Origin of the sequence: Streptomyces sp. NPDC091416, from assembly GCF_044756845.1 — a bacterium.
GTDB lineage: Bacteria > Actinomycetota > Actinomycetes > Streptomycetales > Streptomycetaceae > Streptomyces.
The window spans coordinates 311,729-337,264 of sequence record NZ_JBIVTU010000008.1 but is presented as its reverse complement, the minus strand read 5'-3'; the positions used below and the strand labels follow the sequence as shown (position 1 = coordinate 337,264).

Annotated in this window: 23 protein-coding genes and 1 pseudogene; 8 read left to right on the top strand and 16 right to left on the bottom strand. The window is 70.5% G+C overall.

Annotated features, from left to right (window positions below; all coding sequences use genetic code 11):
• The first annotated feature begins 51 nt into the window (after positions 1-51).
• The gene (locus ACIQMX_RS24810; RefSeq protein WP_402481184.1) at positions 52-1,293 is read left to right on the top strand and encodes a trans-sulfuration enzyme family protein; all 1,242 of its coding nucleotides are present in this window, start codon (positions 52-54) and stop codon (positions 1,291-1,293) included.
• Here ACIQMX_RS24810 and ACIQMX_RS24805 read toward each other — a convergent pair.
• The 3 genes from ACIQMX_RS24805 to ACIQMX_RS24795 form a co-directional block, all read right to left on the bottom strand.
• Positions 1,229-2,623: a GNAT family N-acetyltransferase gene (locus tag ACIQMX_RS24805; protein WP_402481182.1), complete on the bottom strand. Its 1,395-nt coding sequence runs from the start codon at positions 2,621-2,623 to the stop codon at positions 1,229-1,231. The genes ACIQMX_RS24810 and ACIQMX_RS24805 overlap by 65 nt on opposite strands.
• Before the next feature lie 204 nt (positions 2,624-2,827).
• The gene (locus ACIQMX_RS24800) at positions 2,828-4,408 is read right to left on the bottom strand and encodes an alkaline phosphatase D family protein (RefSeq protein ID WP_402481180.1); all 1,581 of its coding nucleotides are present in this window, start codon (positions 4,406-4,408) and stop codon (positions 2,828-2,830) included.
• A gap of 218 nt (positions 4,409-4,626) precedes the next feature.
• Positions 4,627-6,084 (bottom strand): PLP-dependent aminotransferase family protein, encoded by a 1,458-nt coding sequence (locus ACIQMX_RS24795; RefSeq protein ID WP_402481177.1) that lies wholly within the window; start codon positions 6,082-6,084, stop codon positions 4,627-4,629.
• Positions 6,085-6,086: 2 nt separating this feature from the next.
• Here ACIQMX_RS24795 and ACIQMX_RS24790 point away from each other — a divergent pair.
• Positions 6,087-6,980 (top strand): annotated as a pseudogene (locus ACIQMX_RS24790) (DMT family transporter); the annotation flags it as partial.
• 57 nt (positions 6,981-7,037) lie between these two features.
• On the opposite strand, the gene ACIQMX_RS24785 reads toward ACIQMX_RS24790, so the two are convergent.
• Positions 7,038-7,868 (bottom strand): alpha/beta fold hydrolase, encoded by an 831-nt coding sequence (locus ACIQMX_RS24785; RefSeq protein WP_402481176.1) that lies wholly within the window; start codon positions 7,866-7,868, stop codon positions 7,038-7,040.
• A gap of 527 nt (positions 7,869-8,395) precedes the next feature.
• On the opposite strand from ACIQMX_RS24785, the gene ACIQMX_RS24780 reads away from it, so the two are divergent.
• On the top strand, positions 8,396-9,163 hold the full coding sequence (locus ACIQMX_RS24780) for a GntR family transcriptional regulator (protein WP_402481173.1): 768 nt from the start codon (positions 8,396-8,398) through the stop codon (positions 9,161-9,163).
• A 46-nt stretch (positions 9,164-9,209) separates the two neighbouring features.
• Here ACIQMX_RS24780 and ACIQMX_RS24775 read toward each other — a convergent pair whose 3' ends face one another.
• The 3 genes from ACIQMX_RS24775 to ACIQMX_RS24765 all read right to left on the bottom strand — a co-directional run bounded on the left by ACIQMX_RS24775 (position 9,210) and on the right by ACIQMX_RS24765 (position 12,464).
• Positions 9,210-10,367: an ROK family transcriptional regulator gene (locus tag ACIQMX_RS24775; RefSeq protein ID WP_219570972.1), complete on the bottom strand. Its 1,158-nt coding sequence runs from the start codon at positions 10,365-10,367 to the stop codon at positions 9,210-9,212.
• A gap of 245 nt (positions 10,368-10,612) precedes the next feature.
• Complete coding sequence (locus ACIQMX_RS24770; RefSeq protein ID WP_363070860.1) at positions 10,613-11,263, bottom strand: response regulator transcription factor; 651 nt, start codon at positions 11,261-11,263, stop codon at positions 10,613-10,615.
• A gap of 4 nt (positions 11,264-11,267) precedes the next feature.
• Positions 11,268-12,464 carry a sensor histidine kinase gene (locus ACIQMX_RS24765; RefSeq protein WP_402481170.1) on the bottom strand — a complete coding sequence of 399 codons (1,197 nt, stop codon included), beginning with the start codon at positions 12,462-12,464 and terminating at the stop codon, positions 11,268-11,270.
• A gap of 106 nt (positions 12,465-12,570) precedes the next feature.
• Between ACIQMX_RS24765 and ACIQMX_RS24760 the strand changes: the two genes are divergently transcribed.
• The 3 genes from ACIQMX_RS24760 (at position 12,571) to ACIQMX_RS24750 (ending at position 15,074) form a co-directional block, all read left to right on the top strand.
• Positions 12,571-13,515, top strand: a complete 945-nt coding sequence (locus ACIQMX_RS24760; RefSeq protein WP_402481168.1) for an ATP-binding cassette domain-containing protein — start codon at positions 12,571-12,573, stop codon at positions 13,513-13,515.
• 2 nt (positions 13,516-13,517) lie between these two features.
• The gene (locus tag ACIQMX_RS24755) at positions 13,518-14,255 is read left to right on the top strand and encodes an ABC transporter permease subunit (protein ID WP_363070866.1); all 738 of its coding nucleotides are present in this window, start codon (positions 13,518-13,520) and stop codon (positions 14,253-14,255) included.
• Between the two features lie 381 nt (positions 14,256-14,636).
• On the top strand, positions 14,637-15,074 hold the full coding sequence (locus ACIQMX_RS24750; protein WP_402481164.1) for a hypothetical protein: 438 nt from the start codon (positions 14,637-14,639) through the stop codon (positions 15,072-15,074).
• Between the two features lie 90 nt (positions 15,075-15,164).
• Here the strand turns inward: ACIQMX_RS24750 and mug are convergent, their stop codons facing one another.
• The 7 genes from mug to ACIQMX_RS24715 all read right to left on the bottom strand — a co-directional run bounded on the left by mug (position 15,165) and on the right by ACIQMX_RS24715 (position 22,696).
• Positions 15,165-15,728, bottom strand: a complete 564-nt coding sequence (gene mug / locus ACIQMX_RS24745) for a G/U mismatch-specific DNA glycosylase (protein WP_402481161.1) — start codon at positions 15,726-15,728, stop codon at positions 15,165-15,167.
• Between the two features lie 19 nt (positions 15,729-15,747).
• The gene (purB, locus tag ACIQMX_RS24740) at positions 15,748-17,190 is read right to left on the bottom strand and encodes an adenylosuccinate lyase (protein ID WP_363070872.1); all 1,443 of its coding nucleotides are present in this window, start codon (positions 17,188-17,190) and stop codon (positions 15,748-15,750) included.
• Between the two features lie 135 nt (positions 17,191-17,325).
• Positions 17,326-18,168, bottom strand: coding sequence for an SGNH/GDSL hydrolase family protein (locus tag ACIQMX_RS24735; protein ID WP_402481158.1), 843 nt, complete (start codon positions 18,166-18,168; stop codon positions 17,326-17,328).
• A 141-nt stretch (positions 18,169-18,309) separates the two neighbouring features.
• Complete coding sequence (locus tag ACIQMX_RS24730; protein ID WP_363070876.1) at positions 18,310-19,329, bottom strand: hemolysin family protein; 1,020 nt, start codon at positions 19,327-19,329, stop codon at positions 18,310-18,312.
• Entirely contained in the window at positions 19,326-20,663 is a 1,338-nt protein-coding gene (locus tag ACIQMX_RS24725; protein ID WP_402481155.1) for a hemolysin family protein, read from the bottom strand. The genes ACIQMX_RS24730 and ACIQMX_RS24725 overlap by 4 nt, the downstream gene beginning before the upstream one ends.
• A 223-nt stretch (positions 20,664-20,886) precedes the next feature.
• Positions 20,887-21,306, bottom strand: coding sequence for a GNAT family N-acetyltransferase (locus ACIQMX_RS24720; RefSeq protein ID WP_363070880.1), 420 nt, complete (start codon positions 21,304-21,306; stop codon positions 20,887-20,889).
• A gap of 109 nt (positions 21,307-21,415) precedes the next feature.
• Positions 21,416-22,696 carry a cytochrome P450 gene (locus ACIQMX_RS24715; protein ID WP_363070882.1) on the bottom strand — a complete coding sequence of 427 codons (1,281 nt, stop codon included), beginning with the start codon at positions 22,694-22,696 and terminating at the stop codon, positions 21,416-21,418.
• Between the two features lie 362 nt (positions 22,697-23,058).
• Here ACIQMX_RS24715 and ACIQMX_RS24710 point away from each other — a divergent pair, with 362 nt between their 5' ends.
• Positions 23,059-23,286: an antitoxin gene (locus ACIQMX_RS24710; protein ID WP_363070884.1), complete on the top strand. Its 228-nt coding sequence runs from the start codon at positions 23,059-23,061 to the stop codon at positions 23,284-23,286.
• Entirely contained in the window at positions 23,283-23,654 is a 372-nt protein-coding gene (locus ACIQMX_RS24705) for a fic family toxin-antitoxin system, toxin component (protein WP_363070886.1), read from the top strand. The genes ACIQMX_RS24710 and ACIQMX_RS24705 overlap by 4 nt, the downstream gene beginning before the upstream one ends.
• Positions 23,655-24,011: 357 nt before the next feature.
• Here ACIQMX_RS24705 and ACIQMX_RS24700 read toward each other — a convergent pair whose 3' ends face one another.
• Positions 24,012-24,710 carry a class I SAM-dependent methyltransferase gene (locus ACIQMX_RS24700; RefSeq protein WP_402481151.1) on the bottom strand — a complete coding sequence of 233 codons (699 nt, stop codon included), beginning with the start codon at positions 24,708-24,710 and terminating at the stop codon, positions 24,012-24,014.
• Between the two features lie 135 nt (positions 24,711-24,845).
• Positions 24,846-25,535 (bottom strand): dethiobiotin synthase, encoded by a 690-nt coding sequence (gene bioD, locus ACIQMX_RS24695; RefSeq protein ID WP_402481148.1) that lies wholly within the window; start codon positions 25,533-25,535, stop codon positions 24,846-24,848.
• Position 25,536 lies beyond the last annotated feature (1 nt).

The following is a 25,536-nucleotide window of genomic DNA, read 5'->3' as shown; positions in this document are numbered from 1 at the left end:
CGTAGCACGATGGTTCTCCGGTTCGTCCCGGGCCTTGTTCAGAGTGAGGTCATGGACAACGAATCCTCGATGGCGCCCCCGACGACACTCCCGTTCCGGGCGCAGGCCACCGAAGCCGTGCACGCGGGACGCGACGACCTCGCGGCCCTCGGTCTGCACGCCCCGCCGATCGACCTGTCCACCACCTACCCCTCGTACGACTCCAGGGGTGAGGCGGAACGGATCGACTCCTTCGCCGCGACCGGTGCCCGGCTCGACGGGCCGCCGGTCTACGCCCGGCTCGACAACCCGACCACCGCACGGTTCGAAACAGCCCTGGCCCGGCTCGAAGGGACCGCGAGCGCCGTGGCGTTCGCCAGCGGGATGGCCGCGCTCACCGCCGTTCTGCTGGCCCGCGCGAGTATCGGACTGCGGCATGTGGTGGCCGTCCGCCCGCTCTACGGCTGCAGTGACCATCTCCTGGGCGCCGGGCTCCTCGGCACCGAGGTGACCTGGACGGATCCTGCGGGCATCGCCGAGGCGATCCGCCCCGACACCGGGCTGGTGATCGTGGAGACACCTGCCAACCCGACCCTCGCCGAGGTCGACATCCGGGCGGTCGCGCACTCCTGCGGATCGGTCCCGCTGCTGGTCGACAACACCTTCGCCACGCCGGTCCTCCAGCGGCCCGTCGAGCACGGGGCGCGGATCGTGCTGCACAGCGCAACGAAGTACCTGGGGGGCCACGGGGACGTGATGGGCGGAGTCGTGGCCTGCGACGAGGAGTTCGCGGCCCGGCTGCGGCAGGTCCGCTTCGCCACCGGCGGGGTACTCCACCCGATGGCCGGCTATCTGCTGCTGCGCGGTCTCGCCACGCTCCCGGTGCGGGTCCGGGCCGCCTCGGCGAACGCCGCGGAACTCGCCCGCCGGCTCGCCGCCGACCCGCGGATCGCCCGCGTCCACTACCCGGAACTGGGCGGTGCGATGGTCTCCTTCGAGGTGCACGGGGACCCGCACGGGGTGATCGCCGCCGTACGGCTGATCACGCCCGCGGTCAGTCTCGGCAGCGTGGACACCCTGATCCAGCATCCGGCCTCCATCAGCCACCGCATCGTGGATGAGGGAGACCGGCAGTCCTCCGGCGTCGGCGACCGGCTGCTTCGCATGTCGGTCGGGCTGGAGGACGTCGAGGACCTGTGGGCCGACCTGTGTCAGGCGTTGAGCGGCGAGGAGTCCGTGCGGCGGACGGTCAGTGCTTCGCCCGCTCGTACGGCGGCAGGGAGCGCGCCGCGGCCGAGCCCAGCCGGGCGGTGATCACGAGCGTGCCCTCCTCGATCTGGTAGTCGAGCGGCAGCGAGAGCGCGCGCATGGCGGCGACCATCCCGGTGTTCGACGCCTGGGTGACGGCGTAGACGCTCTCGCAGCCGGCCTCGACGGCGAGCGCCACCAGACGGCCGAGCAGTTCGGAGCCGATGCCGCGGCGCTGCCAGTCGTCCTCGACGAGCAGCGCGACCTCCGTCTCGTCGCCGTCCCAGAGGAGATGGCCGAGAGCCACCGTCCGGCCGGAGGCCGTCTGCACGGCGAGGGTACGTCCGAAGCGCGGGCTCAGCAGGTGCTCGAGATAGCGGTCGGCGTCACGGACCGGTCCGTGGTAGCGCAGCCGCAGGGTCTGTTCCGAGCAGCGGTCGTGCATGGCCCGGGCCGCTTCGAGATCGCCCCGGTCCGCCCGGCGCACCGTGATCGCGTTGCCCTCGGGCAGGGTCAGTACGTGCTCGCTGCGCGGGATGCGGGGGCCGAGCCGCGCATCGAGCTCGACCAGGGCGCGCGCCCTGGCGAACTCCGTGGGGGTGAACGGCAGATAGGGGCGCTCGACGGTGATGACGCCGCCCGAAGGATCGCGCAGCCGCATCACCGTCTCCTCCAGCACTCCTTCCACGGGTGCGCTCTCCCCGGTGGCGCGTCCGGTGACGGATACGGCCGGAAGCGAGTGGATGGTGCAGCGGCCGAGCAGCTGGCGCAGGGCGAGCGGGAGTTCGGCCGCGTCCAGGGCGGTGCGGGTGGCGAGGCCGAGCACCCGGGTCGGGGCGTCCACCAGTTCGTGGGCGTCGGCGCGCTCGATCCAGGTGGAGCTGCCGCCGGCGTCCGAGACGGCGCGGGTCAGCTGGGCGGCGGGCAGCGAGGCGGGGGCGCGCAGCAGGAACTCGTCGACGGTGCCTTCGGCGAGCGGGTGGGTCTGCAGGGTCAGGATGTCGATCCGGTGACGGGCCAGCACGATGCAGAGTGCGGCCAGGCTGCCGGGAGCGTCCCGGACCGTCGTCCGCATCCGCCACAGCACCGTCTCGGCGGCTGCGGAGCCCGGCGACGCGTCGGCCGCTGCGGCCGGGGCGTCCGAAGCCGAGAGGTCCTCGGCATCCGGAGGTGGGGCGTGACTGTGCCGGCGTGCCCACCAGGTGTGGAACGTGGCGGTGGCGGTCAGCGCCACCGCCGAGGCGATGAGCAGGTAGGGGCCGTCGGGCTGGTGCCCGATCAGGTTGGCGATCGCGTCGGCGACGGCGACGGCGGTGAACAGGGCGGCAAGCTCGATGAGGTCCCGCCGCCAGTGGTGGGGGCGGCGGGCACTCTTCGCGGAGGTCACATCAGTCATGACTTCACTGTGACCGAGCGGTGTTGCCTGATCACGAACGCCTTGTGACCGATGGGTTAAGTGTGGATCTAGTCGCCTATCATCTGTTTTTGGCCGGTTGGCAAGTCGATTTTGAGCAAGAATCGGGCCCCGGTGACAGGTCCGGGCCGGGAACGGACGCCCGGTACCCCGCTCCGGCGCCGCCGTCAGCCCGGGCCGCCCGGCTCACTGCCCCACGTGCCCCGGCTGGAGCACCTTGCTGAACAGGACGGATCCGCCCTGTTCCCGAAGGCGTACGGTCAGCTCCCCGCTGTCACCGTCGATGTCGACCTCGCCGAAGAGCGCAGGTGTCTCCATCGGTGAGACGTTCGCCCGGTCAGGAGCCTGGACGAACACCTGGTCGGGTCCGAACGTGCCGTCGAGCGCGTTCGACGGGAACTGACCGGCCGCCAGCGGTCCCGTGACGAACTCCCAGAAGGGCGCGAAGTCCTTGAACGCCGCCCGCTCGGGCGCGTAGTGCTGTGCCGAGGTGTAGTGAACGTCCGCCGTCAGCCACACCGTCCCGGTGATTCCGCGGTGCTTGATGAACCGCAGAAGTTCGGCGATCTGCAACTCGCGGCCGAGCGGGGCCCCCGGGTCGCCCTGCGCCACGGCCTCGAAGTTCGTCGCACCGTCGGCGACCACCAGCCCCAGCGGCATGTCCGCGGCGATCACCTTCCACACCGCCCGGGACTTCGACAGTTCCCGCTCGAGCCAGGCCAGCTGCTCGGCGCCGAGGATTCCGGTGGTGTCGTCGGGCTGCCGGCCGGGGGAGTTGGCGTTGCGGAACGTCCGCATGTCCAGGACGAACAGATCGAGCAGCGGACCGTGCCGCACCACCCGGTGGACCCTGCCCCCGCCCGCGGGGCCGTGCAGGGTCGACACCGGGAAGTACTCGCCGAAGGCCCGCATCGAGCGAGCCGCCAGCACGTCCACGTTCTTCTCGGTGTACCGGGCGTCGTCGAGGATTTGCCCGGGATACCAGTTGTTGCGCACCTCGTGGTCGTCCCACTGGATCACCGACGGCACCTGCGCGTTGAACCTGCGGAGATGCTCGTCCAGCAGGTTGTAGCGGAAGTTTCCCCGGTACTCGGCGAGAGTCTCGGCGACCTTCGCCTTCTCCTCGGTCGTGACGTTGCGCCAGACACGCCCGTCGGGCAGCGTCACACTCGGCTCGATGACCCCGTCCGCGTAGATGTTGTCCCCGCTGCAGAGGAAGAAGTCGGGGTCGAGGCGGCGCATCTCGTCGTAGACCCGGTAGCCCCCGATGTCCGGATTGATGCCCCACCCCTGGCCCGCGATGTCGCCGGACCACAGGAACCGCACCCCGTCGCGCCGGCGTGCGGGCGCGGTCCGGAACGTGCCGTACACCGGTTCGCCGGTACGGCGGGGGTCGTCCAGGGCGGCGAGCGTCACCCGGTAGTGCACCTGCTCGCCGGGCGGCAGCCCGTACAGAGGCGTCGTTCCGGTGAAGTCCGTGCCCGCACCCAGCAGCGGGCCGTGCCAGGTGCGGGCGCGCCGGAACGACTCGGTCGCCGACGTCTCCACCACCATTCGGGCCGGCCGGTCGGAACGCACCCACACCAGGGCGGAGGACGAGGTGACGTCGCCGACCTGCACACCCCAGGCCGCGTCCGGACGGCCGGACCGCGCGAAGGCAGGGGCGACCGCGCCTGCCACGGGGAGGGCGAGAGCGGCCGTGGCCACCAGCGAACCTCGCAGCACGGTACGGCGGTCGGGGGACGGGATTCGCGGACGGTACGGCATCGGGAGGCCTCCGGCGGGTCGGACATGCGGACTGCTGAGCGACCGGCCCACCCTCGCGCCCGACGGAGGCGGACACACCAACACCAGGTGAATACCGGCCCGTCCCCGTGTCCGACGGACGCGGATCCGCCAACACCGGGTGAAGACCGGCCCGCCTGCCCGGGAGCCCGGTCGGCGCCTGCCTCGGAGTCCGGCGGCCTGCCCCGTCCGGAGTCCCTTCAGCGTCCGCCTCGCCGGCATGCCGCGAGGAGTTCGACGCCGTGGGTGATATCCGCCGGCGGCAGGTGCGCGTAGCCGATCACCAGGCTCACCGCGGTCTCGGCGGACGGCACGTCGCGACAGTCGTCGAGGGGCCGCAGGGCGATCCCGGCCTCCGCCGCCCGGCTCACGAACTCGGCCTCGGGGCCGTACCGTCCGGGCAGACGGGCGATGACGTGCAGTCCTGCCGCGATACCGCTGACCTCGGCGCCCGGGAAGTGGGCGGTGAGCGCGGTCGTCAGTACGTCACGACGCTCCCGGTAGGCGCGCTGGCAGCGGCGCAACTGCCGGTCGTAGCCTCCCCGGACGATGAAGTCGGCGAGCACTGCCTGGTCGACGGCCGGATTGCCCATGTCCATGGTCCGCTTGCGGTCGACGAGCTCGTCCGTCATCGACGCCGGTGCCAGCAGCCAGCCGAGCCGCAGACCGGGCGCCAGGGACTTGCTCACCGAACCGGTGTACGCGACATGGTCGGGATCGAGGCCCTGGAGAGCGCCGACGGGCGCGCGGTCGTAGCGGAAGTCCCCGTCGTAGTCGTCCTCGACGATGACGCCGTCCGTCTCCCTTGCCCAGTCCAGCAGCCGGCTGCGACGAGCGGCGGAGTACGCGATTCCGGTAGGGAACTGGTGGGCCGGAGTGGTCACGACGGCCCGTACGCCGGAGCGCACGAGCGGTCCGATCGACAGCCCTTCGTCATCGAGCGGCAGCGGCGCCGTGGCCAGGCCCGCAGACGAGAAGAGGGCGGCGTGTTCGGGGCTCCCGGGATCCTCGACGCCGACGGTGGCCAGCCCGCGTCCGTGCAGGACGAAGCCGAGCAGCGTACTCGCCTGGGCGACGCCGGAGCAGACCAGCAGGCGCTCAGGGTCGGCCACCACCCCTCGGCGCCGTGTCAGCAGCGCGGCCAGGGCGTCCCGCAGTTCCGGCAGTCCGCGCGGATCCGGATAGCCCAGTGCGCTGTGCGGCAGCCGTCCGAGAACCGAGCGGTGGGCGGCGGCCCAGGCGCTGCGCGGGAAGAGGGAGAGGTCCGGTGTGCCCGGTCTGAAGTCGACGCGGGTGCCGGGGGCACGGGGAGCGAGATCGCGGGCGCCGCCCCTGGCCGCCCGCACCGACCCGCTCACCCAAGTCCCCGCCCCGTGCCCGCTGCGCAGGTAGCTCTCGGCGGTCAGCTGTTCGTAGGCCTCGGTGACCAGGCCGCGCGAGACGCCGAGATCCGCCGCGAGCGCGCGGCTCGACGGCAGCCGTGTTCCCGGTGCCAGGCGGCCGGAGCGGACCGCTTCACGCAGCGCGGACTGCAGCGCCCGCCCGCGCCCACGGGCCGGAGCCGAAGCGGCCGGGAGCAGCAGCTCCCAGGCAGCCGAGACGGATTCCCGGGCACCGCCGTCCGGAGCGGGCGTCGAAGTGGTCCCCGAAGACGTCATAAATGTGGACCTTAAACCGGACCGCCCAGCCGCCTAGCGTCGAAGCCATGAATGTGACCTATCTGCGTGGCGCGTCTCTCGCCGCCTTCGCCTCCGTCCTCGTAGGTGCCTCCTTCACCGCCAACAGCGTCCTCGGCGACTATCCGTACGCAGGCGGTCAGGCGCTGCGCTACGGCCTCGCCGCCCTGCTGCTCCTGCCCCTGCTGAACCGGGCCGGTGAGCCACGTCCGGCCGACGTGCTCCGTGGGCTCGCCGTCAGGCAGTGGGGCCGGCTGGCCCTGCTCGCCGCCGTGGGAATGATCGGCTTCAACCTCGCCGTCCTGGCGGCCGAACGGTCCGCGGAGCCGGCTGTTCCGGGCGTGTTCGTCGGATGCGCACCGATCCTCGTGGCCGTCCTCGTGCCACTGGCGGCCGGGCGCAGGCCGACCCGCGCCGTTCTCGGCGCCGCGGCGCTGGTCGCGATCGGCGCGTTCACCGTTCAGGGCTGGGGGCAGACCGACACGGCCGGCATCGTCTTCTCCGTCGGCGCGCTCGCCGGTGAGGTCGGCTTCGCTGTCATCGCCGTGCCGGTGCTGCGCCCCCTGGGGCCCAAGCTGCTGTCCGCCACGGTGTGCGCGATCGCCGCGGTGGAGTCCACGGTCCTGGGGCTGCTGGTCGACGGCACGGGATTCGTGCGTGTGCCGACGACCGGCGAGGCGGTCGCGCTGCTCTGGCAGGCCGCTGTGGTGACCGTGATCGGGTTCGTCTGCTGGTACCGCGGGATGCAGCGCATCGGAGCCGAGCGCGCCACGCTGTTCTCCGGGCTCATTCCCGTCGCCGCCGCGCTCACCGCCCCGCTCGTCGGCTCCGGCTCGTACGGCCTGGCGCAGGCGGCGGGCAGCTGCCTGGTCGGGGCCGGAGTGGCGATCGGCTCGGGTGCCCTGAGCCGGCGGGGCCGTGAGCCGGTTGCGGACTCAGCGGCTGGTGTCGAGGATCACCCGCGCCACCAGAGCCGGGTCGTCGTTCATCGGGACGTGACCGCAGCCGGGCAGTCGGACCAGCCGGGCACCGGGGAGGGTGTGCTTGGCCCGGATGCCCTGGCGCCGCAGGAGGAGCCGGTCATGGCCGCCCCAGGCGATGGTCACCGGTAGTCCCGGCACGTCGTCGGCGAACCGGACGTTCCTTCCGGCGCTCAGCGTCCGGTGGAAGCCGGTCGCCTGGCGCAGGGCGAGGGTCTCGGCCACGGCGGCATCCGGCGAGCGCCGCCCGGGCCGGGCGTAGATGGTGCTGGTCAGGACGGTGCGACCGGCGGCGGTGCGGGACAGCCGCTCGATGAGGGGCAGCGGCATCGACTCGGCCGCGAGCCGCATGGCACGAAGCGTTCCGAACGCGTACCGGCGTTCGGGATCCGTCCAGAAGCCGGCGGGCGAGAGCGCGGTCACCGAGCGCACGAGCTTCTCGCGGCCCAGCTCCAGCGCCAGCAGCCCGCCGAGCGAGTTGCCCGCCACGTGGGGACGGTCCACCCCGATCGCCTCGCAGAAGGTCCCGAGCAGCGGCGCGACGGTCGTCAGGTCGTACGCCACGTCGTCGGGCAACCCCGGCGAGGCACCGAAGCCGGGCAGGTCCACGGCGATGACATCGCGCTCCAGGGCCAGAACCGGGATCACCGGGTCCCAGGCCTGACGGTGGTGGCCGATTCCGTGGAGCAGCAGCAGCGGCTCACCGGAACCCGACCGCTCGTACGCCACGGACACGGTCCGCGGTCCTCGGGCTGACTCGACGGTGAAGGAGACCGTGGTGGCCATGGAGCTGCTCCCGGGTGAGACGGCACGTGGGGTCCGTGCCAAGCGGCTTAGACATTCCGTCAGCAACAATTACCGCCAGGTAGCTTGTAGTTCAAGAGGGCGGCGGGGCGAACTGGACGCGCGGCGGCAGGCGGGCCGGTGCTTCGCGCCCCAGGCAGAGGTGCGGGATGAAGCGGACCAATATGCAAATACCCGCTGCAATTCTGACGAAATCGCCGCACTGGTCGGCCAGTAGCCGATCGGCCGCCTTTCCCGGAGGCAGTTCCCGGCCGCCGGCCCCGGATCGTCGCCCAGTCAGCGGCGAAGCCCCCCGCGCACCCTCCCGGACGTGGGGCTTTGTGCTGTCCGCGCGCCGCCTTCCGCGAACGTCCTGTGAACGCTGCACGGCGTATCGCCGGTTCGCGGCCCCCCGGCCCGAGGATTGGTCTTGACCAAGGGGGTGCGCCGTCCTATGGTCTCAACGTTAAGACAGGAACCTTTAATAAATAACGTCGCGGAAAAGCCGCTGGGCGATTGCGGAGGACAGGGTGGGGACCACGCAGCTGGAAACGGTGCAGGAGCCGAAGTACTGGCACCTCAAGACCGTGCTCAGTGAGGCACTCGACTCGGACTTTGCGGTGGGGGAGATCCTTCCCAACGAGCGCGAGCTCGCCGCCCGGTTCGGCGTCGCCCGGGCCACGCTCCGGCAGGCCTTGGAGCAGCTCGAACTCGAAGGCAGACTGCAGCGCCGCCGCGGTGTGGGCACCACCGTCGCCCCGCCGCGCGTGGGTGTCGCCGTCTCCACCGCCCAGCACGACTGGACGGGGGGCGGGGCGGGCGAGGCCTGGCAGTCCGTCGACTGCCGCACGGCAGCCGCACCGGCCGCCGTGGCCGGGATGCTCGACGTGTCGGGCGACGAGCCCGTCCACATCGTGCGCAGGATCCGTCTCACGCACGGACAGGCGGTCGCGGCGGAGCTGTTGTACGTACCGGCGGCCTCCGTTCCGGATCTCTCGGCGATAGAGACCCCGTCCGGTCCCGCCAGGGCCCGCAGCGTCGTACGTGAACTGCACCGGCTCGGCCTCGACGGGCAGGACCGTTCCGTGGAGCTGGGCTCGGCGCGCGCGGACGATGCCAAGGAGCTCGACCGGCTCCCCGGTGCGCCCGTCCTCGTCGTGACGACCCGCTACCTCGCTGCCGGCGGCACGGCCGCCGTCTCCGTCGCCACCTACCGTGCGGACACCTGCCGGCTCACCTTCAGCGACTCGGGCGATCTGGAGATCAGCCACGACGACCGGACCCAGCAGGCATCCTGACCGGACGACCGCGCGCCCCTGGCGTGCACCGAACGGCCCGTCGCGTTCAGCGGCGGGCCGTCACCGTTCCCTCCACGGCGAAGAGCTGCTCCTCGACGTGGTCGAGCGCCAGCCGCAGTGCACCCGTTGCCACGGCGGCCTCCCCCAGCAGCGACAGGGTCACCCGAGGGGGCCGCAGACAGTAACGGGCCAGCTCACCGCGGAGCGGATCCAGCACCCCGTCCAGTCCGGCGGCCCAGCCACCGATGACCACCAGCTCCGGATCGAGCGCCAGGACCAGTGCCGCCACGTCGTGGACCAGGCGCTGGATGAACCGTTCGACGGCGGCCTGGGCCTGCTCGTCACCGCGCCGCGCCTTGGCGAACACCGCGGCGACCGCATGCTCGTCGAGCGGGTCCAGGGGCGTATCCGTCGTCGACAGCAGTCTTTCCGGCGTGACGTCACGACCGAGGAGGTGCAACGCACCGATCTCGCCGGCCGCGCCGCCGAAACCCCGGTGCAGCCGCCCGCCGATGAGAGAACCCGCCCCCGGGCTCAGACCCGCCAGTACGAACACGATGTCATCGGACTCCGTGGCCGCACCCTTCCAGTGCTCGGCGACCGCTGCCGCGTTCGCATCGTTCTCCACGAGTACAGGGCAGCGGAACGAGCGCCTCAGGCGCTCACCGAGCGCCAGCCCCGTCCAGTCCGGCAGCGCGGTCCCGAGCCGGACGGTTCCGTCGGCTTCCACGATGCCGGGGCTGCCCACGCCGACGGCCCGCAGACTGCTGCGGGCCACGCCGGTCCGCCGCAGGACGTCGGCGACCACGGTCCGCACCTTGTCGAGGCGGTCGTCCGCGCAGGCGGTCTCCGACACCTCGCGCGAGCCGGCGCCGATGATCCGGCCGTCCAGCCCCGACAGCAACGCCGAGACCCGATGCGGGCCGATCTCGATGCCGAGGAGGTGTCCCGCCTCGGCCCGGAACCGGAACCGGCGGGCCGGACGTCCCTGACGCCGCGCCTCGGCCCCGTCCGGGGCGGACTCGACGACCAGTCCGGCCTCGAACAGTCCCTCCACGACGCCCTCGACCGTGGGCCGGGACAGACCCGTGATCCGGGTCAGGTCCGTAAGCGTCGGGGATTCCGCTCCTCGGAGGGCGTGCAGCACCACCGCGGAATTGATCCGTCGCAGCAACGACGGGTCCCCACCGGTCAGCCGGCCCACGGTGTGTCCTCCCAGCTCGTGCGCATGTCAGGCGGATCGTACTCGGTGCCCGGGGACTGGGCGACCGTGGGCGGTGCGGCAGACCGAGAGGCAGTCCCCGAGGCAGGTCGTGAGGGGGCCTGGAGGAGTCCACGAGGGTCCGTGAGGAGTCCACGAGGTCGACCCCGAGGAGTCCATGAGGCAGTCCCGGAGGAGTCCGTGCGCCAGCCCGGGAACGCCCGGCATCAGCTCGGGAACGCCCGGCATCAGCTCGGAGTGACGAATCCGGACTCGTAGGCGGCGATGACCGCCTGTGTGCGGTCCCGGGCACCCAACTTCGCCAACACGGCGCTGACATGGGACTTCACCGTCTCGACGCCCACCACGAGCCGGGCCGCGATTTCGGCATTGGACAGCCCGCGGGCCATCAGGCGCAGGACAGCCTCCTCGCGCTCGGTGAGGGAAGCCCGCTCCATGACCTCCCGCGCCTTGCTCGTACCGTACTCGGCTGCCAGCTGCCGTACCGCGGTGGGGAAGAGCAAGGACTCGCCCTCCGCCACCAGCCGCACCGCGTGCACGATCTCGGCCGGCCTGGCCCGCTTGAGGAGAAAGCCGTCCGCGCCGGCCCGCAAGGCCTCGTAGACGTACTCGTCGTTCTCGAACGTCGTCACCACCAGGATCTTCGGCGGCGCGGGCACGGTCCGCAGCACCAGGCGAGTCGCTTCGATGCCGTCCATCAGTGGCATCCGGACGTCCATCGCCACCACGTCGGGCCTCAGCTGACGAACCAACGGGATCACCGCGGCGCCGTCACCCGCCTCACCGACCACCTCGATGTCGGGCTGGGCTTCCAGCACCGCGCGCAGTCCCGCGCGGACCAGGGGTTCGTCGTCGACGAGAAGAACGGTAACCGGCATCCGGTCAGGGTATGCGGTACAGAGGAAGGCTCGCGTGCACCCTCCATTCCCCCTTGTGCGGTCCCGTTCTGGCAGTGCCGCCCAGCAAGGCCGCTCTTTCCCGGATGCCCCTCAGTCCGCTTCCGGCCCCCATGGCATCGGTTGAACCTGCGAGAGGAGTATCTGCCGAACCCATGAGCGGATTCGTCACCACCAGCTCGAGCCGGCCGTCGGCGACGGCGATGCGGACCCGGACCGCGACAGATCCGGAATGGCGCAGGACATTGGTGAGGGCCTCCTGGAGGATGCGATATCCCTCGCGGGACACCGACGCCGGAACCTGTTCCAGCGGACCGGACAGGTCAGCATCGACCTCGGCTCCGGAACCGCGCGCGGAGTCCAGCAGCCGGGCCGCCTCGCTCAGTGACGGCTGCCGCCCCGACGGCTCACCTGATTCGCGCAGCACTCTCAGTACCCGTTCCAGATCATCCAGCGCATCACGGCCCGTCTCCTCGATCGCCAGCAGCGCCCGCTCCGTGAACTCCGGGTCGTGTGCCGCCCGGGCGGCACCTGCCTGAACGACGGCGATCGTCAGGGCGTGCCCGATCGAGTCGTGGAGCTCGCGCGCTATCCGGTTGCGTTCGAGCAGTTGCTCCGTGCGCTCCTCCAACGCTGACATCCGCTGCTTCCGGCTCGGCCCGAGAAGCCACCGGGCAGCAGCGGTGATGAGTTCTCCGCAGCTCACGATGATGGCGATCAGCATCAGCAGGGGAACCGGAGCGAGGAGTGCGGCCCACCAGTGCGTGCCCAGGCCGGCGGCGAACCATTCGGCGCTCGGTTCCGAACCGACCGCCGAGCGGATGAGATCGACCGCAGTGGCCAACAGCCACACCGTCGCCATGCCGGCCAATGCGGCACAGAGCAGGCGGACCTCCAGCCAGAGAGATGTCCGCCAGCGTTCGGACCACGACGTGGAGGGAGCGACCGAAATCGATGCAGCGGGGTCACCCCGCTCCCCGGGAGTGAGCAGCAGCTGTGCCTGGATGCCCTCGGCGAGGCGCATGCCGGGAATCAACCCCACCAGAGCTGCGAGGACGACGGGTACCCAGGGTGTGTCCGTCGAAATGAACAGCCAGACACTGACAGCGGCGCCGGGCAGGAGCAGATGCAGCCACCGGGTGTAGGTGACCGGCGTGGTCAACGGGCGGAGGAAGCTGGACATGCAGCCATCGTGCCAGCGAGCCCTGCGGGACGGCTCCCCCGCGCGAGGGAGATGATCCACACCGGCGGGGGAGGGGCGCCGCCGGCGCTGCGGCCAGGCTGAGGACATGACCAGCATCGACGTCAACGAACTCACCAAGGACTATGGTGCGACCCGCGCCGTGGACCGCCTCACGTTCAGCGTGCGGCCCGGCCGGGTCACCGGCTTCCTCGGGCCGAACGGGTCGGGCAAGTCCACCACCATGCGCTTGGTCCTGGGTCTGGACCGGCCGACGGGCGGCACCGCCAAGATCGGCGGGCGCGCGTACACGGATCTGGACGATCCGCTCCGCCGCGTCGGCGTGCTGCTCGACGCGCAGGCCGCCCACGGCTCTCGGACGGCACGCGACCACCTGCTCACTCTCGCCGTGAGCAATGGCATGGGACGGGCACGGGTCGAGGAAGTCCTGGATGAGGCCGGACTCGGTCGCGTCGCGGGCCGGCGGGTCAAGACGTTCTCCCTCGGGATGCGCCAGCGCCTCGGCATAGCTGCGGCGCTGCTCGGTGACCCGGAGGTGATCATGCTCGACGAGCCGTCGAACGGGCTGGATCCGGAAGGCATCATCTGGGTCCGGGAGTTGATGAAGCGGCTGGCGCGGGAAGGCCGCACCGTGCTGGTCTCCAGCCATCTGATGAACGAGACATCGTCGTTCGCCGACCACCTGATCGTCCTCGGACAGGGACGCCTGCTCATCGACATGCCGATGCAGGAGTTCCTCGACTCCCGGAGCAGGCCCCGCGTGCGCGTACGGGTGAACACGACTGAATCGGCTCGGTTCAGCGATGCCTTGACACGCAAGGGGCACCGAGCCAGGCAGGGCGAGGACGGGCTATGGACCGTTGAAGGGGCGAGAGCGGCTGAAATAGGTGCGCTCGCAGCCGCGGTAGGCATTCCCGTTCTTCAGTTGGTGGACGAGCAGGCCACGCTGGAACAGGCCTACCTGGATCTCACCGCGGGGGCCGCGGAGTTCAAGTCCGCAGCAGCCGCCCTCACCACTCGAAAGGAAGGCTGATCATGACGGTCGGAGCAGTTCTGCGTTCCGAATGGATCAAGATCAGATCGGTGCGCTCCGTAGCCGGATCGCTGACGGCCATCTTCCTCGCCACGATGGCTGTCACCGTCCTCAGCTTCGCCACCGTCGGCCAGGCCGAGGCGGACAACGCGGACGCGGATCTCGTCTTCGGTGCGTTCTACGCGCTGAACTTCGGTCAGATCGCGGCCATCAGTTTCGGAGCCACGGCGATATCGTCCGAGTATGTCAACGGTGCACTGCGCCTGTCGCTTGCTGCGGTTCCGCGCCGGACACTCCTCTACACAGTCAAGATGTCACTCATCGGGGCAGCAGCGCTTGGCGTAGGGCTGGTCACCAGCTTCAGCTCGTTCCTTGCCGGGCAACTGTTCATGGGGGACTACGCCATCGGGCTGGGAGAACCGGGAGCGCTGAGGGCTGCTGTCGGCAGCGGTGTGTATCTCGCGCTGATGACTCTCTTCGCCGCAGGACTGACCGTCCTGTTGCGAAGTGCCGTCGCCGTGCTCAGCCTGCTCATTCCCTTCATTCTGATTGCCTCGTTCGTCGTCGGCGACGTGGCGGGCGGCGTCGCCGACTATCTTCCCGACCGGGCCGGACAGTTGGTGCTGCACCAGCACCCGGAGAGCAGTATCGGGCCCTGGACAGGCCTTGCCGTGACCGCCGCCTGGGCGGGGCTGGCATTGCTGGGCGGATGGTGGGCGCTGCGACGCCGAGATGTCTAGGACGACGTGAGCCCGGGGAGGCGCGTAGGACGTGGCCGGGGGGAAGCAAGAAGTGACGCTGGGGATTTGCACAGGACGTGACACCGGAAAGATTCCATGAACGCGTTGCACCCGGTGAACCCGTTGCACTCATTGAATCCACTGGACCCACTGGACCCACTAGGCTCATTGGACCCATAGGACTCATAGGGCCTATTAGGCCCACTGGATCCAATGGACCTGTTGAAGTCCTCAATGCTCACCGAAGACGGGGGCAGGCGGGGGCGGTGGGGCGCTGATGGGGAGGAGATGGATGCGGTGACTGCGGTTGAGAGTGGCTGAAAACCCCTCAAAGCGCAGGGCGAGGCTTTCGTTGTCAGTGCCGGACGGTTTACTGACGGCATGACCACCGCACATCACCTCCGCCTCATCGACGGGATGCGCACCCGAGAGTTCCCCGCGGATCGCATCCGATCGGGTTCGGGAGTCAGCGGCCCCGGCTACCACACGGCGTCCCTGCACGCCGACGACGATCACTGGGACGACGACGAGGCGGGGCGGCTGGAGCACCGTGTGCAGTGCTTGGCGGAGCACGAGGCGCTGGTTACCGTGCTTGGCGCACGCTGGGGGGAGCCGCAGCTGATCAGCCTGTGGAGCGCCCAGGAGCGAATGATGTCGGGCGAGGAGATACCTGACCCGTGGGCCGAAACCGTTGCGGGGTGCGAGTACCTCCGGCTCTGGTACATCGAGGCTCGGTGGATCGCCCTCGCGCTGTACCTGGAGGAAGAGGGCCCCGGGTGCGAGCTCGGTGTGGTGGTGACCGAGATCGATCCTCCGTGAGGCCCGCCCTGGGGCGGACGGGCACAGGGGCGGTATCACCGGGAGGGCCTGTTCCGTCGTCAGGGCTCAGGGCTCAGGGGGCAGGGCTCTTTAGGCCTCAGGGGCGGGGATCGCGGTTTCCGAGTCGACGGCTGACCGGAGGCGCCCGTACTCGTCGGCCATGGAGGCCACGGACCAGTGGGCGTTGAGGCCACTGGGGTTGGGCAGCGCCCAGACGCGGGCCCCGCCGATCAGCCGGTCCTGCGGCCCGATGTGTGCCTGACGCTCGCCGAATGCCGTCCGGTAGGCGGTGATCCCGACGACGGCCAGCCATTGGGGGCGCAGCTCCTCGACCTTCGAGGTGAGCACCCGGCCCCCGGCGCGGAATTCCTCGGCGGACAGTTCATCGGCCCGGGCCGTGGCCCGGGCGACCACGTTGGTGATTCCCAGCCCGTAGCGGAGCAGTTCGGACTGTTCGCAGGGCTTGAGCTGCCGCGGAGTGAAACCCGACCGATGAAGCACCGGCCAGAAACGATTTCCGGGAAAGGCGAAGTGGTGGCCCGTGGCACCTGTCATCAGGCTTGGGTTGATGCCGCAGAACAGTACGCGCAGGCCGCCCGTGACCACATCGGGAACAATGCGGTCACGGGCGGCCAGGAGCTCCTCGGGCGTCATCGGCCGACGGCCCGGCGCATCAGAGGATCGAGCCCGGCGTGTAACCGGCCGCTTCCGGGTGCTGCTTGGTGATCTCCTCGATCCGGCGGACCAGCGTCGTGACCTGGTCGCCCGCCGCACCGGTGAAGGAGAGCTTGTCGGCCATGAGCTCATCCAGCTGCGCGCGGTCGAGCGGGATGCGCTCGTCCGCTGCCAGCTTGTCCAGCAGCTCGTTGCGTTCCGTGCCCTGTTCACGCATGGCGAGAGCGGACGCGACCGCGTTCTCCTTGATGGCCTCGTGGGCGACCTCACGGCCGACACCGGCGCGGATCGCGCCCATCAGCACCTTTGTCGTGGCGAGGAAGGGCAGGTAGCGGTCCAGCTCGCGGGCGACGACGGCGGGGAACGCACCGAATTCGTCGAGCACCGTCAGGAAGGTCTCCACCAGACCGTCGAAGGCGAAGAAGGCGTCCGGCAGCGCTACCCGGCGGACCACGGAGCAGGACACATCGCCCTCGTTCCACTGGTCGCCGGCCAGCTCACCGGTCATCGACGCGTATCCCCGAAGGATGACCATCAGACCATTGACGCGCTCGCACGAGCGGGTGTTCATCTTGTGCGGCATGGCGGACGAGCCGACCTGGCCGGGCTTGAAGCCCTCGGTCACCAGCTCGTGGCCGGCCATCAGCCGGATGGTCTTCGCCACCGAGGAAGGCGCCGCAGCCAGCTGGACCAGCGCGGTCACCACGTCGTAGTCGAGCGAGCGCGGGTAGACCTGGCCGACCGAAGTGAAGGCCTGAGCGAAGCCGAGGTGCCCGGCGATGCGCTGCTCGAGCTCGGCGAGCTTGCCGGCGTCTCCACCGAGGAGGTCGAGCATGTCCTGGGCGGTGCCGACGGGGCCCTTGATCCCGCGGAGCGGGTAGCGGCCCAGCAGGTCCTCGAGCCGCCCGTAGGCCACCAGCAGCTCGTCCGCCGCCGTGGCGAAGCGCTTGCCGAGCGTCGTGGCCTGCGCCGCGACGTTGTGGGACCGGCCCGCGATGACCAGTTCGCGGTACTCGCCGGCGAGCCGGCCGAGCCGGGCCAGGACCGCCACCGTGCGATCGCGCATCAGTTCCAGCGACAGCCGGATCTGGAGCTGCTCGACGTTCTCGGTCAGGTCGCGGGAGGTCATTCCCTTATGGACGTGCTCGTGGCCGGCGAGGGCGTTGAACTCCTCGATGCGGGCCTTGACGTCGTGCCGGGTCACCTTCTCGCGCTCCGCGATCGAGGCCAGGTCGACCTGATCGATGACGCGCTCGTAATCGGCGAGGGCCGCGTCGGGTACCTCGATCCCGAGGTCCTTCTGGGCGCGCAGCACCGCCAGCCACAGCTGACGTTCCAGCTTCACCTTCTGCTCGGGGGACCAGAGGACGGCCAGCTCCGTAGAGGCGTAGCGGCCGGCCAGGACATTGGGGATGCGAGGCTTCGCAGACACAGCAGTCACGTGTGCAGATTCTACTGGCGGTTTGTGCAGGTCGGCGCCGCCCCCGGTTTGTGCGTTGCTACGAGGAAGGGTGCCGGGACCGAAGCGGCGGCAGAGGGGTCTGGGGCGGGCTCGCAGCCGCGCCCCGCGGGTCGGCTACTCGCCCTCGTCGACCCGTCGCCATGCAGTCACGGGACCCGGGGTCCCGGCGTTCACGGGCGTGACCCAGAAGGCCCGTCCCTGCTCCGCGCTGAACTGTGCTCCCGTGCGCCCGTCGCCCGAGGAGCGCCCGGTCAGACGCCGCCCTATCCAGGGGAGCAGGTGCCGGCGGGCGAAGCGCACGTCGGCCACGCGCCGGGAGGACCAGTGCGGCGGGGCTGTGGCCGCCGGGACTGCCTGCCAGTCGTCTTCCGGCGGCAGCCCCAGCGTCTGCCAGACGGCCTCCGCCACCCTGCGATGACCTTCGGCGGTGAGGTGCAGCCGGTCCACGTCCCACATCCTGGGGTCGCCCAGCACCGGTGCGCCGTACAGGTCGGCGACCTCCGCACCGTGCCGCGCGGCAAGGTCGTCGATCAGGGCGAACAGCTCCTCCATCCGCGGCCGGAAGCGTTCCATCACCGGCCCGTTACGACCGGGGCTGCGCATCAGGACCAGCGTCTTGCACGAGGGTGCGAGACGCTCCACGGCCTCTTCCAGCCGGCCCCGGACCATGCCCATGTCGCACTTGGGCCGCAAGGTGTCGTTGAGACCGCCCACCAACGTCACGACGTCCGCCTGCATGGCCGCCGCCACGTCCACCTGCTCGTCCACGATCTGGCCGATGAGTTTTCCGCGCACGGCCAGATTGGCGTACCGGAATCCGGGGGTGCGGGTGGCCAGCCGGGTGGCGAGAACGTCGGCCCAGCCCCGGTACGAACCATCGGGCAGCAGGTCCGACATGCCCTCAGTGAACGAATCGCCTACTGCGACGAGACTGGTGTATTCAGCATTCATTTCCATGGCCCTGCGATCGTATCGCGGTGCGGCCACCCCTCTCCCGATCCTGGAGCCATGCGGGCCATGCGGGCCATGCGGGCCATGCGGGCCATGCGGCGTCCCGCACCCCGGGAAGGGGGCGGGACGCCGCACGGCGGGCGGGGCTCAGCGCGGCTGGGGCCGGCCCACCAGCTCGCGGAGCACATCCTCCATCGTCACCATGCCGGCCAGCCGGTCGTCGTCGTCGAGGACGGCCGCCAAGTGCGTGCGGCTGCGCCGAAGCGCGGTCAGCACGTCGTCGAGCGGTGTCGCCGCCCGCACCCTGGCGATCGGCCGCATCGCCGTCACCGGGAAGGGCACGTCGCGAGGGGTGACGTCCAGGGCGTCCTTCACATGCAGGTAGCCCAGGATCCGCTGCTCGCTGTCCATTACCGGGAACCGCGAGAAGCCGGTCTCGGACGAAAGGCGCTCCAGTTCCTCGGGCGTCGTCCCGACCCGCGTGTACATCACCCGGTCCACCGGCAGCACCACATCGCGCACCGGCCTGCGCCCCAGCTCCAGGGCATGGTGCAGCCGCTCGGCCGCGCGGTCGTCGACGAGCCCGGCGTCGCCGGCGTCCTTGACGAGCCGGGCCAGCTCGTCGTCCGAGAAGGTGGCGGACACCTCGTCCTTCGTCTCCACCCTCAGCAGCTTCAGCAGTGTGTTGGCGAAGGCGTTGATCGCGAAGATCACCGGACGCAGCGCCCGGGCCAGGGTGACCAGCGGCGGTCCGAGCAGCAACGCGGTCTTCACGGGTTCGGCCAGCGCGATGTTCTTCGGCACCATCTCGCCGAGCAGCATGTGGAGGTAGGTCGCCACCGACAGCGCGATCACGAACGAGATCGGGTGGACCAGTCCGTGCGGCACGCCCACGGCGTCGAAGACGGGTTCCAGCAGATGGGCGATGGCGGGTTCGGCGACGATACCCAGGACCAGGGTGCACAGCGTGATGCCCAGCTGGGCCGCCGCGAGCAGCGCCGAGACGTGCTCGAGACCCCAGATGACGCTGCGCGCCCGCCGGTTCCCGGCCTCGGCCTGCGGTTCGATCTGGCTTCGCCGCACGGAGATGAGAGCGAACTCCGCACCGACGAAGAAGGCGTTCACGACCAGGGTCAGCAGACCGATGAAGAGCTGTACGGCGGTCATCGCTCGTCCTCCGACGGCTCGTCGGTACCGGGCAGCGGCGCGTGCAGCAGCGCCCGGGCGGCGCGCCGCCCGGAGGCGTCCACCACGTCGAGACGCCAGCCGGCGAGCTCGATCGAATCACCCACGGCCGGGATGCGGCCCACCTCGGTGGCCATCAGCCCGGCGAGGGTCTCGTACGGTCCGTCCGGCACGCGCAGTCCGATCCTCTCCAGCTGGTCGGTACGGGCAGCGCCGTCGGCCGACCAGAGGGTGCGTCCGTCGGCGTCCTCGCCGGCCGGCGCCAGATCCGGCGTCTCGTGCGGATCGTGTTCGTCCCGCACCTCGCCGACGACCTCCTCGACGATGTCCTCCAGCGTCACGACACCCGCCGTGCCGCCGTACTCGTCGATGACGACCGCCATCGCGAGTTTGCCGGAGAGGCGGTCCAGCAGTCGGTCGACGGTCAGGGTCTCCGGCACGAGCAGCGGCTCGCGCAGCATGTCCGAGACGCGCTTTCGGGGGCGCTGTTCGGCGGGGATCGCCAGTACGTCCTTGATGTGGGCGACGCCGACGACGGTGTCGAGGCTGCCCCGGTACACGGGGAACCGGGACAGTCCGGTGGCCCGTGTGGCGTTGGCGACGTCCTCGGCCGTCGCCTGCACCTCCAGTGCGGTGACCTGTACCCGCGGCGTCATCACGTTCTCCGCGGTCAGCTCCGCCAGATTGAGGGTGCGCACGAAGAGCTCGGCCGTGTCGGCCTCCAGCGCGCCCGCCTTGGCGGAATGCCGGGCCAGGGCCACCAGCTCCTGCGGGCTGCGGGCGGATGCCAGCTCCTCGGCCGGTTCGAGCCCGAAGCGGCGCACCAAGCGGTTGGCCGTGTTGTTGAGATGGCTGATGAAGGGCCGGAAGAGCGCGGTGAAGGCCCGCTGCGGGGTGGCCACCGTCTTCGCCACGGCGAGCGGCGAGGAGATGGCCCAGTTTTTCGGCACGAGCTCGCCGACCACCATCAGGAACACGGTGGACAGGGCTGTGCCGATGACCAGCGCCACGGACGACGCCACGCCCGGTGACAGTCCGAGAGCCTCGACCGGGCCACGGATCAGTTTCGCGATGGACGATTCGGAGAGCATGCCGACGACCAGGTTGGTGACGGTGATGCCCAGCTGGGCCCCGGAAAGCTGGAAGGTGAGGCTGCGTACCGCCTTCATGGCGCTCGCGGCGCCGCGTTCCTCCCGCTCGACGGCTCGCTCGAGCTGGCCGCGTTCGACCGTGGTCAGGGAGAACTCCGCCGCGACGAAGGCGCCGCAGGCCAGCGAGAGCAGTACGGCCACGAGGAGCAGAAGCACTTCGGTCATCGGTTCACCTCCGTCCCATGATCAGTCAGGGAAGGGAGGATCGCTCGATCTCGGCGATATCGGCTACTGGGAGGCTCGCCCATGGACGGACGCTCACACCTTTCAACAGGAATCGACAGGGGAAGCACCCATAGTAAAGGATCGGCAAAGTGGTGAGGCGGGGAAGGTGCCCGGACTCCCGGACTTCGATACCGGATCCTGCAGCTCCCCGCCCCGCCCGCTGTCAGAGCGGCTTCACCCAGCGGCGCCAGTGGTCCTCCCGGTGGTAGCCGGCGGCAGCCCAAGCGTGCTGTGCGCGTTCGTTGGCCTCCAGGACCATGGCGTCGGCCCGGCGGCCGCCGAGCGCGGTGAAGCGGGCGTCCGCCGCGTCCAGCAACGCCGTGGCGATGCCCTGCCTGCGGAACGCGGGATGCACGGCCAGCCGGTAGACGTGGCACCGCCAGCCGTCGAACCCCGCGATGACGGTGCCCACGAGGCGGCCGTTGCGTTCCGCCAGCAGCAGGGCTTCCGGATCCCGGACGACCAGCCGGGACACCCCGTCGCGGTCGTCGCTGATGCTCGTTCCCTCTGCCGCCTCGGGCCAGAACCGCAGTACGCCGTCGATGTCGTCGAGGCCGGCGCAGCGGATGTGAAGATCGCTCATGGGGCGAGCCAAGCAGAGCGTCATCCCGGCGGGCGAACGAATTTCGAGTCCCTTCGTACGTGCGCGGGAGCGCTCCGCGTCAGCTCGGGTCCGCCGGGAGTGAGTTGCCTCAGCTCAGGTACACCGGAAGCGTCTCGATGCCGTAGACGATCGACAGCTTCCGGAAGCCGAGTTCCTGCGGCGGGACGGCGAGCCGCATGCCGGGAAACCGCCTGGCCAGTGCCGGATAGGCGACGCGCAGTTCCATGCGTGCCAGCTCGGCACCGATGCAGCGGTGGATGCCGTGGCCGAAGGCGAGATGACCGGACGGGGTGGCGCGGTGCGGGTCGAAGCCCCCTTCGTCCGAGACGTACGCCGGATCGCGGTTGGCGCCGCTCAGGGAGCAGAGCACCATGTCGCCGCGCGGAATGACCACGCCGGCTATCTCGATGTCCTCACGGGCGAACCTCGGAAAGGCCATCTGGACCGCGGAGAGATATCTGAGGACCTCCTCGACGAAGGGTGCGGTCATTGTGTCGTCCTTGCGCAGCCGTTCGAGGACGTCCTCGTTCTGCAGCAGGACCAGCGAGCCCAGTGCGATCGTGCTCGCCGTCGTCTCGAAGCCGCCGGTGAGCACTCCGTCGGCGAGACCCGCGAGTTCCTCGTCGTCGACGCTGTCGCCGTGCTCCCGCACGATCATGCCGAGCAGTCCGTCCCCCGGGTTCCGTCGTTGCGCCTTGACCACCTCCCTGAAGTAGTCCAGCGACGCGGACATGGCGCCGAAGGGGGCGGTCGTCCCGCCGAAGAGATCGAAGCGGTCCATGGCCAGTTGCTGGAAGTCGTGCCGGTCGGCGTACGGCACGCCCAGCAGTTCGCAGATGGTGAGCGAGGGGACGGGCAGCGCGAACTCGTGCACCAGGTCGACCGGGCCGCGGGCATCCTCCATCGCGTCGAGGCGTTCCTCGACGATGGCTTCGATCCGGGGCGCCAGACGTCGCAGCCGGCGCATCGTGAACTCCGGCGTCAGGATGCGGCGCAGCCGCGTGTGTACCGGCGGATCGCTGAACCCGAGCCCGCCGGGGCTCTGCTCCGCGGCGATCCCGGCGTTGCCGGCGAGGTTGGCGAAGTCCGTGCTGAACCCTTCGGCGGAGCCGAGCACGGCCTTCGACTCCTCGTAGCCGGTGACCACCCAGGCATCCATGCCGAACGGCAGCGAGACCCTGGACACCGGGGCACTCGTCCGCGTCGCGGCAACCCGGCGCACGGGATCGAGGCCGTCGCGGCGCAGGAGCATGAGCAGCTCCTCCGGCAGCAGCTTGATCGTGGAGGAGCCGATTCCGTGCCGTTGGATCCTGGCCAGGTAGGTGCGCCCGAGCCGGGCGGTGATACGGGAACGGAACGTCGTACTCAATGTGCACTCCATGAGTCGTCGCGAGATCTGGTCGGTTGGCAGGCATTCGCAGGTATTCGCAGGCGTTACGGGCGTTCGCCGCCAGGACGTGGCCGACTGCGCGGACTTCGGCTTCCTGACCAGGAATTATGACCACTTGTTCGGAGAAGGGGGCGGCCGGGTGGGGTATCCGTCGCTCATCTTTCGACGGTACGGCTGCCGGCGCCCACGTGCCCGGTCCGGCCTGCTGCGTCGATATGCCGGAGAGCGGGAGTTCGGCGGGCTCGCGGGCGGCCCGGAGGAGGGTGGCGGAAGCCGGCCCGGGGTGCCGCCGGGCCCCGTTCCCCTTGCCGGTGCTAGCGGTCCCGCGCTAGCGTGAGGGAGTGCCCAAGACGCAGCTGAACGTTCGAGTGGACGAGGCCACCGCCGAGGCCGCGCGGCAGCGCGCGCTCCAGAGGGGGATGAGTGTGAACCGCTACATAGAAGAGCTCGTCAGACAGGACGCGGGCGAGGTCGGACACACCTTCGTCGAGGCCGCCGCCGACTTCATGAAGCAGTACGAATCGGTGTTCGCCGAGGAGTTCGGCCCGGAGCGCAAAGGCAGCCGTTGAATCTCCGGATCCACCTTTCCTGGCTGCTCATGCTCGCCGAGCACAAGACACCCGGCGACCCTCAGGTCACCGACTGGGGCGCGCTGGTCGCCGCGGTCGCGCGGCACGAGGCGGAGATCTTCGGCAGCCCGGTCTACAGCGACCCCCACTCCAGGGCCGCGGCTCTGCTCCAACTGCTGCTGCACGTGCCCGCGCTGGAGCGTTCCAACGCGATGTTCGCGTCGGCCGTCGCCTACGGCTATCTCGTAGCGTCGGGCTTGAAGGTCATCACCTCCCCGGAACAGGTGCGCGATCTGGCCCTGCTGGTCAAGGAGGGCAAGGCCGACGTCCGGGCCATCGCTGACGAGCTGCGTCAGTGGAGTCTGTGACGGGTCTGGGTCGGCTCTGACGAGCTGCGTCAGTGGAGTCTGTGACGGGTCCGGGCCGTCCCCGACGAGCTGCGTCAGTGGAGTCTGTGGCAGGTCCGGGCCGTCCCCGACGCGCCGCGTCAGCGGAGCCTGTGACAGGTTTGGGTCGGCTACGACGAGCCGCGTCAGTGAAACCTGTGGCAGGTCTGGGCCGTCCCCGACGAGCCGCGTCAGCGGAGCCTGTGGCAGGCCGGGCCGTCTCCGACGCGCCGCTGGGCCAGTGGCGCGTCGGAGACGTCCGGGACCCTATGACGTGGCGCGTGGAAACCCGCGCCCGCCGGGGTTCGGGGGGCGCGATGCCGGGCGCCCGGGCGGCGGTCAGTGCAGCCCTTGCGGCCCCCGGTCCACCACTGCCGACCGTCGGGCGACGCCCAGCACGCACGAGGACGTGGGAAGCCTGATGCCGCCCTCCGGCATATTGACCTTCCGGTACGTCTCCACCACGAACCCGGCCGCCTCGATGGAGGCGAGCGCGTCGCGCGAGGTGTGACAGCCGCCTGCCACCAGCGGCCAGAACGTGCCGTCCAGCGCGCGCTGGGTGGCTGCCATGGCCCGGCCGTCGGCCCGTACATGCTCGAAGAAGCGCAGCTCCCCGCCCGGGCGCAGCACCCGCCGGATCTCAGCCAGTGACTGCTGCACATTGCGTACGGTGCACAGCACAAGCGAGGCGACGGCTCCGTCGAATGCCTCGCTCTTCACCGGCAGCGCCTCCGCCGTACCCGGCACGACGTCCACCGGGATCCCGGCGCGCAGGGCGGATCGCACCGCCAACTGCCGCAGCGTGCGCTCGGGTTCGATCGCCACCACCTCGGACACCGCGGGCGGGTAGTGAGCGAAGTTCAGGCCGTTGCCCGCTCCGATCTCGATGACCCGCCCGGACAGTCCCGACAGGAGCTCGGCCCGTACCCCTGCCATGCCCGCAGCGGATTCCGCGGCCACGCTCATCCGGGCATAGAACCGGGCGAAGACAGGGTGGTGCACCGCGTCCTTCGGGATCTTCGTGCTCCGCAACCGCATGACGGACCTCCTCGACAGGCACCGGTCCGCGCGGGCCGGGTGACGGGTGACGTCCCGTGGGGCCGCTCGGCCGGAAAGGTTCGGCTACTTCGATTCTGCCCCCTGAGGCGCACCCCGTCCTGTGCCGTACGCCTTTCAGTCCTGCGGCCGGCTGCCGCCCAGCCGCTCGGTCAGCCAACTCCCGGCACGGGCACGGAAGTCCGCGGGGGCGAGAGCTCCCGCGCCCGCCGGAACCACACCCAGCAGCGGGGCGCCCGCCGCAACCGGAAGGTCCGACAGGTTGCACCGATCCGCCAGATCCGGCTCGGCGGGCATGCTGCCGACCACCACGCCGAGACAGTCCAGTCCCCGGGACCGGAGCGCCTCCGAGGTCAGCGCCGTGGAGTTGAGCGTGCCCAGCCCGGCAGGTGCCACCACCAAAACCGGAGCCGCCAGCAGCCGTGCGGCGTCCGCCAGGGTCGCGCCGTCGTCGTCGAACCGTACGAGCAGGCCGCCCGCACCCTCCACCAGCACCAGATCGTGGTCCGTTGCCAGCTTCTCGGCCGCCTCGGCGATCTCGTACGGGCGGACCGGTGCCATCCGGGCCCGGCGAGCGGCGGTCGCGGGTGCCAACGGTTCCGGGAAGCGGGCCAGTTCGACCGCGGTCACATGACGGCCGGCCAGCCTCACCACCTCGGCGGCATCACCCGGCTCGCCCGGCTCAAGGCCCGTCTGGGCCGGCTTGAGCACGGCCACCCGACGGCCCGCGGCCGCCGCCGCGACCGCCGCGGTCACGATGGTCTTGCCGATCTCGGTGCCCGTGCCGGTCACCACCAGAACGCTCATC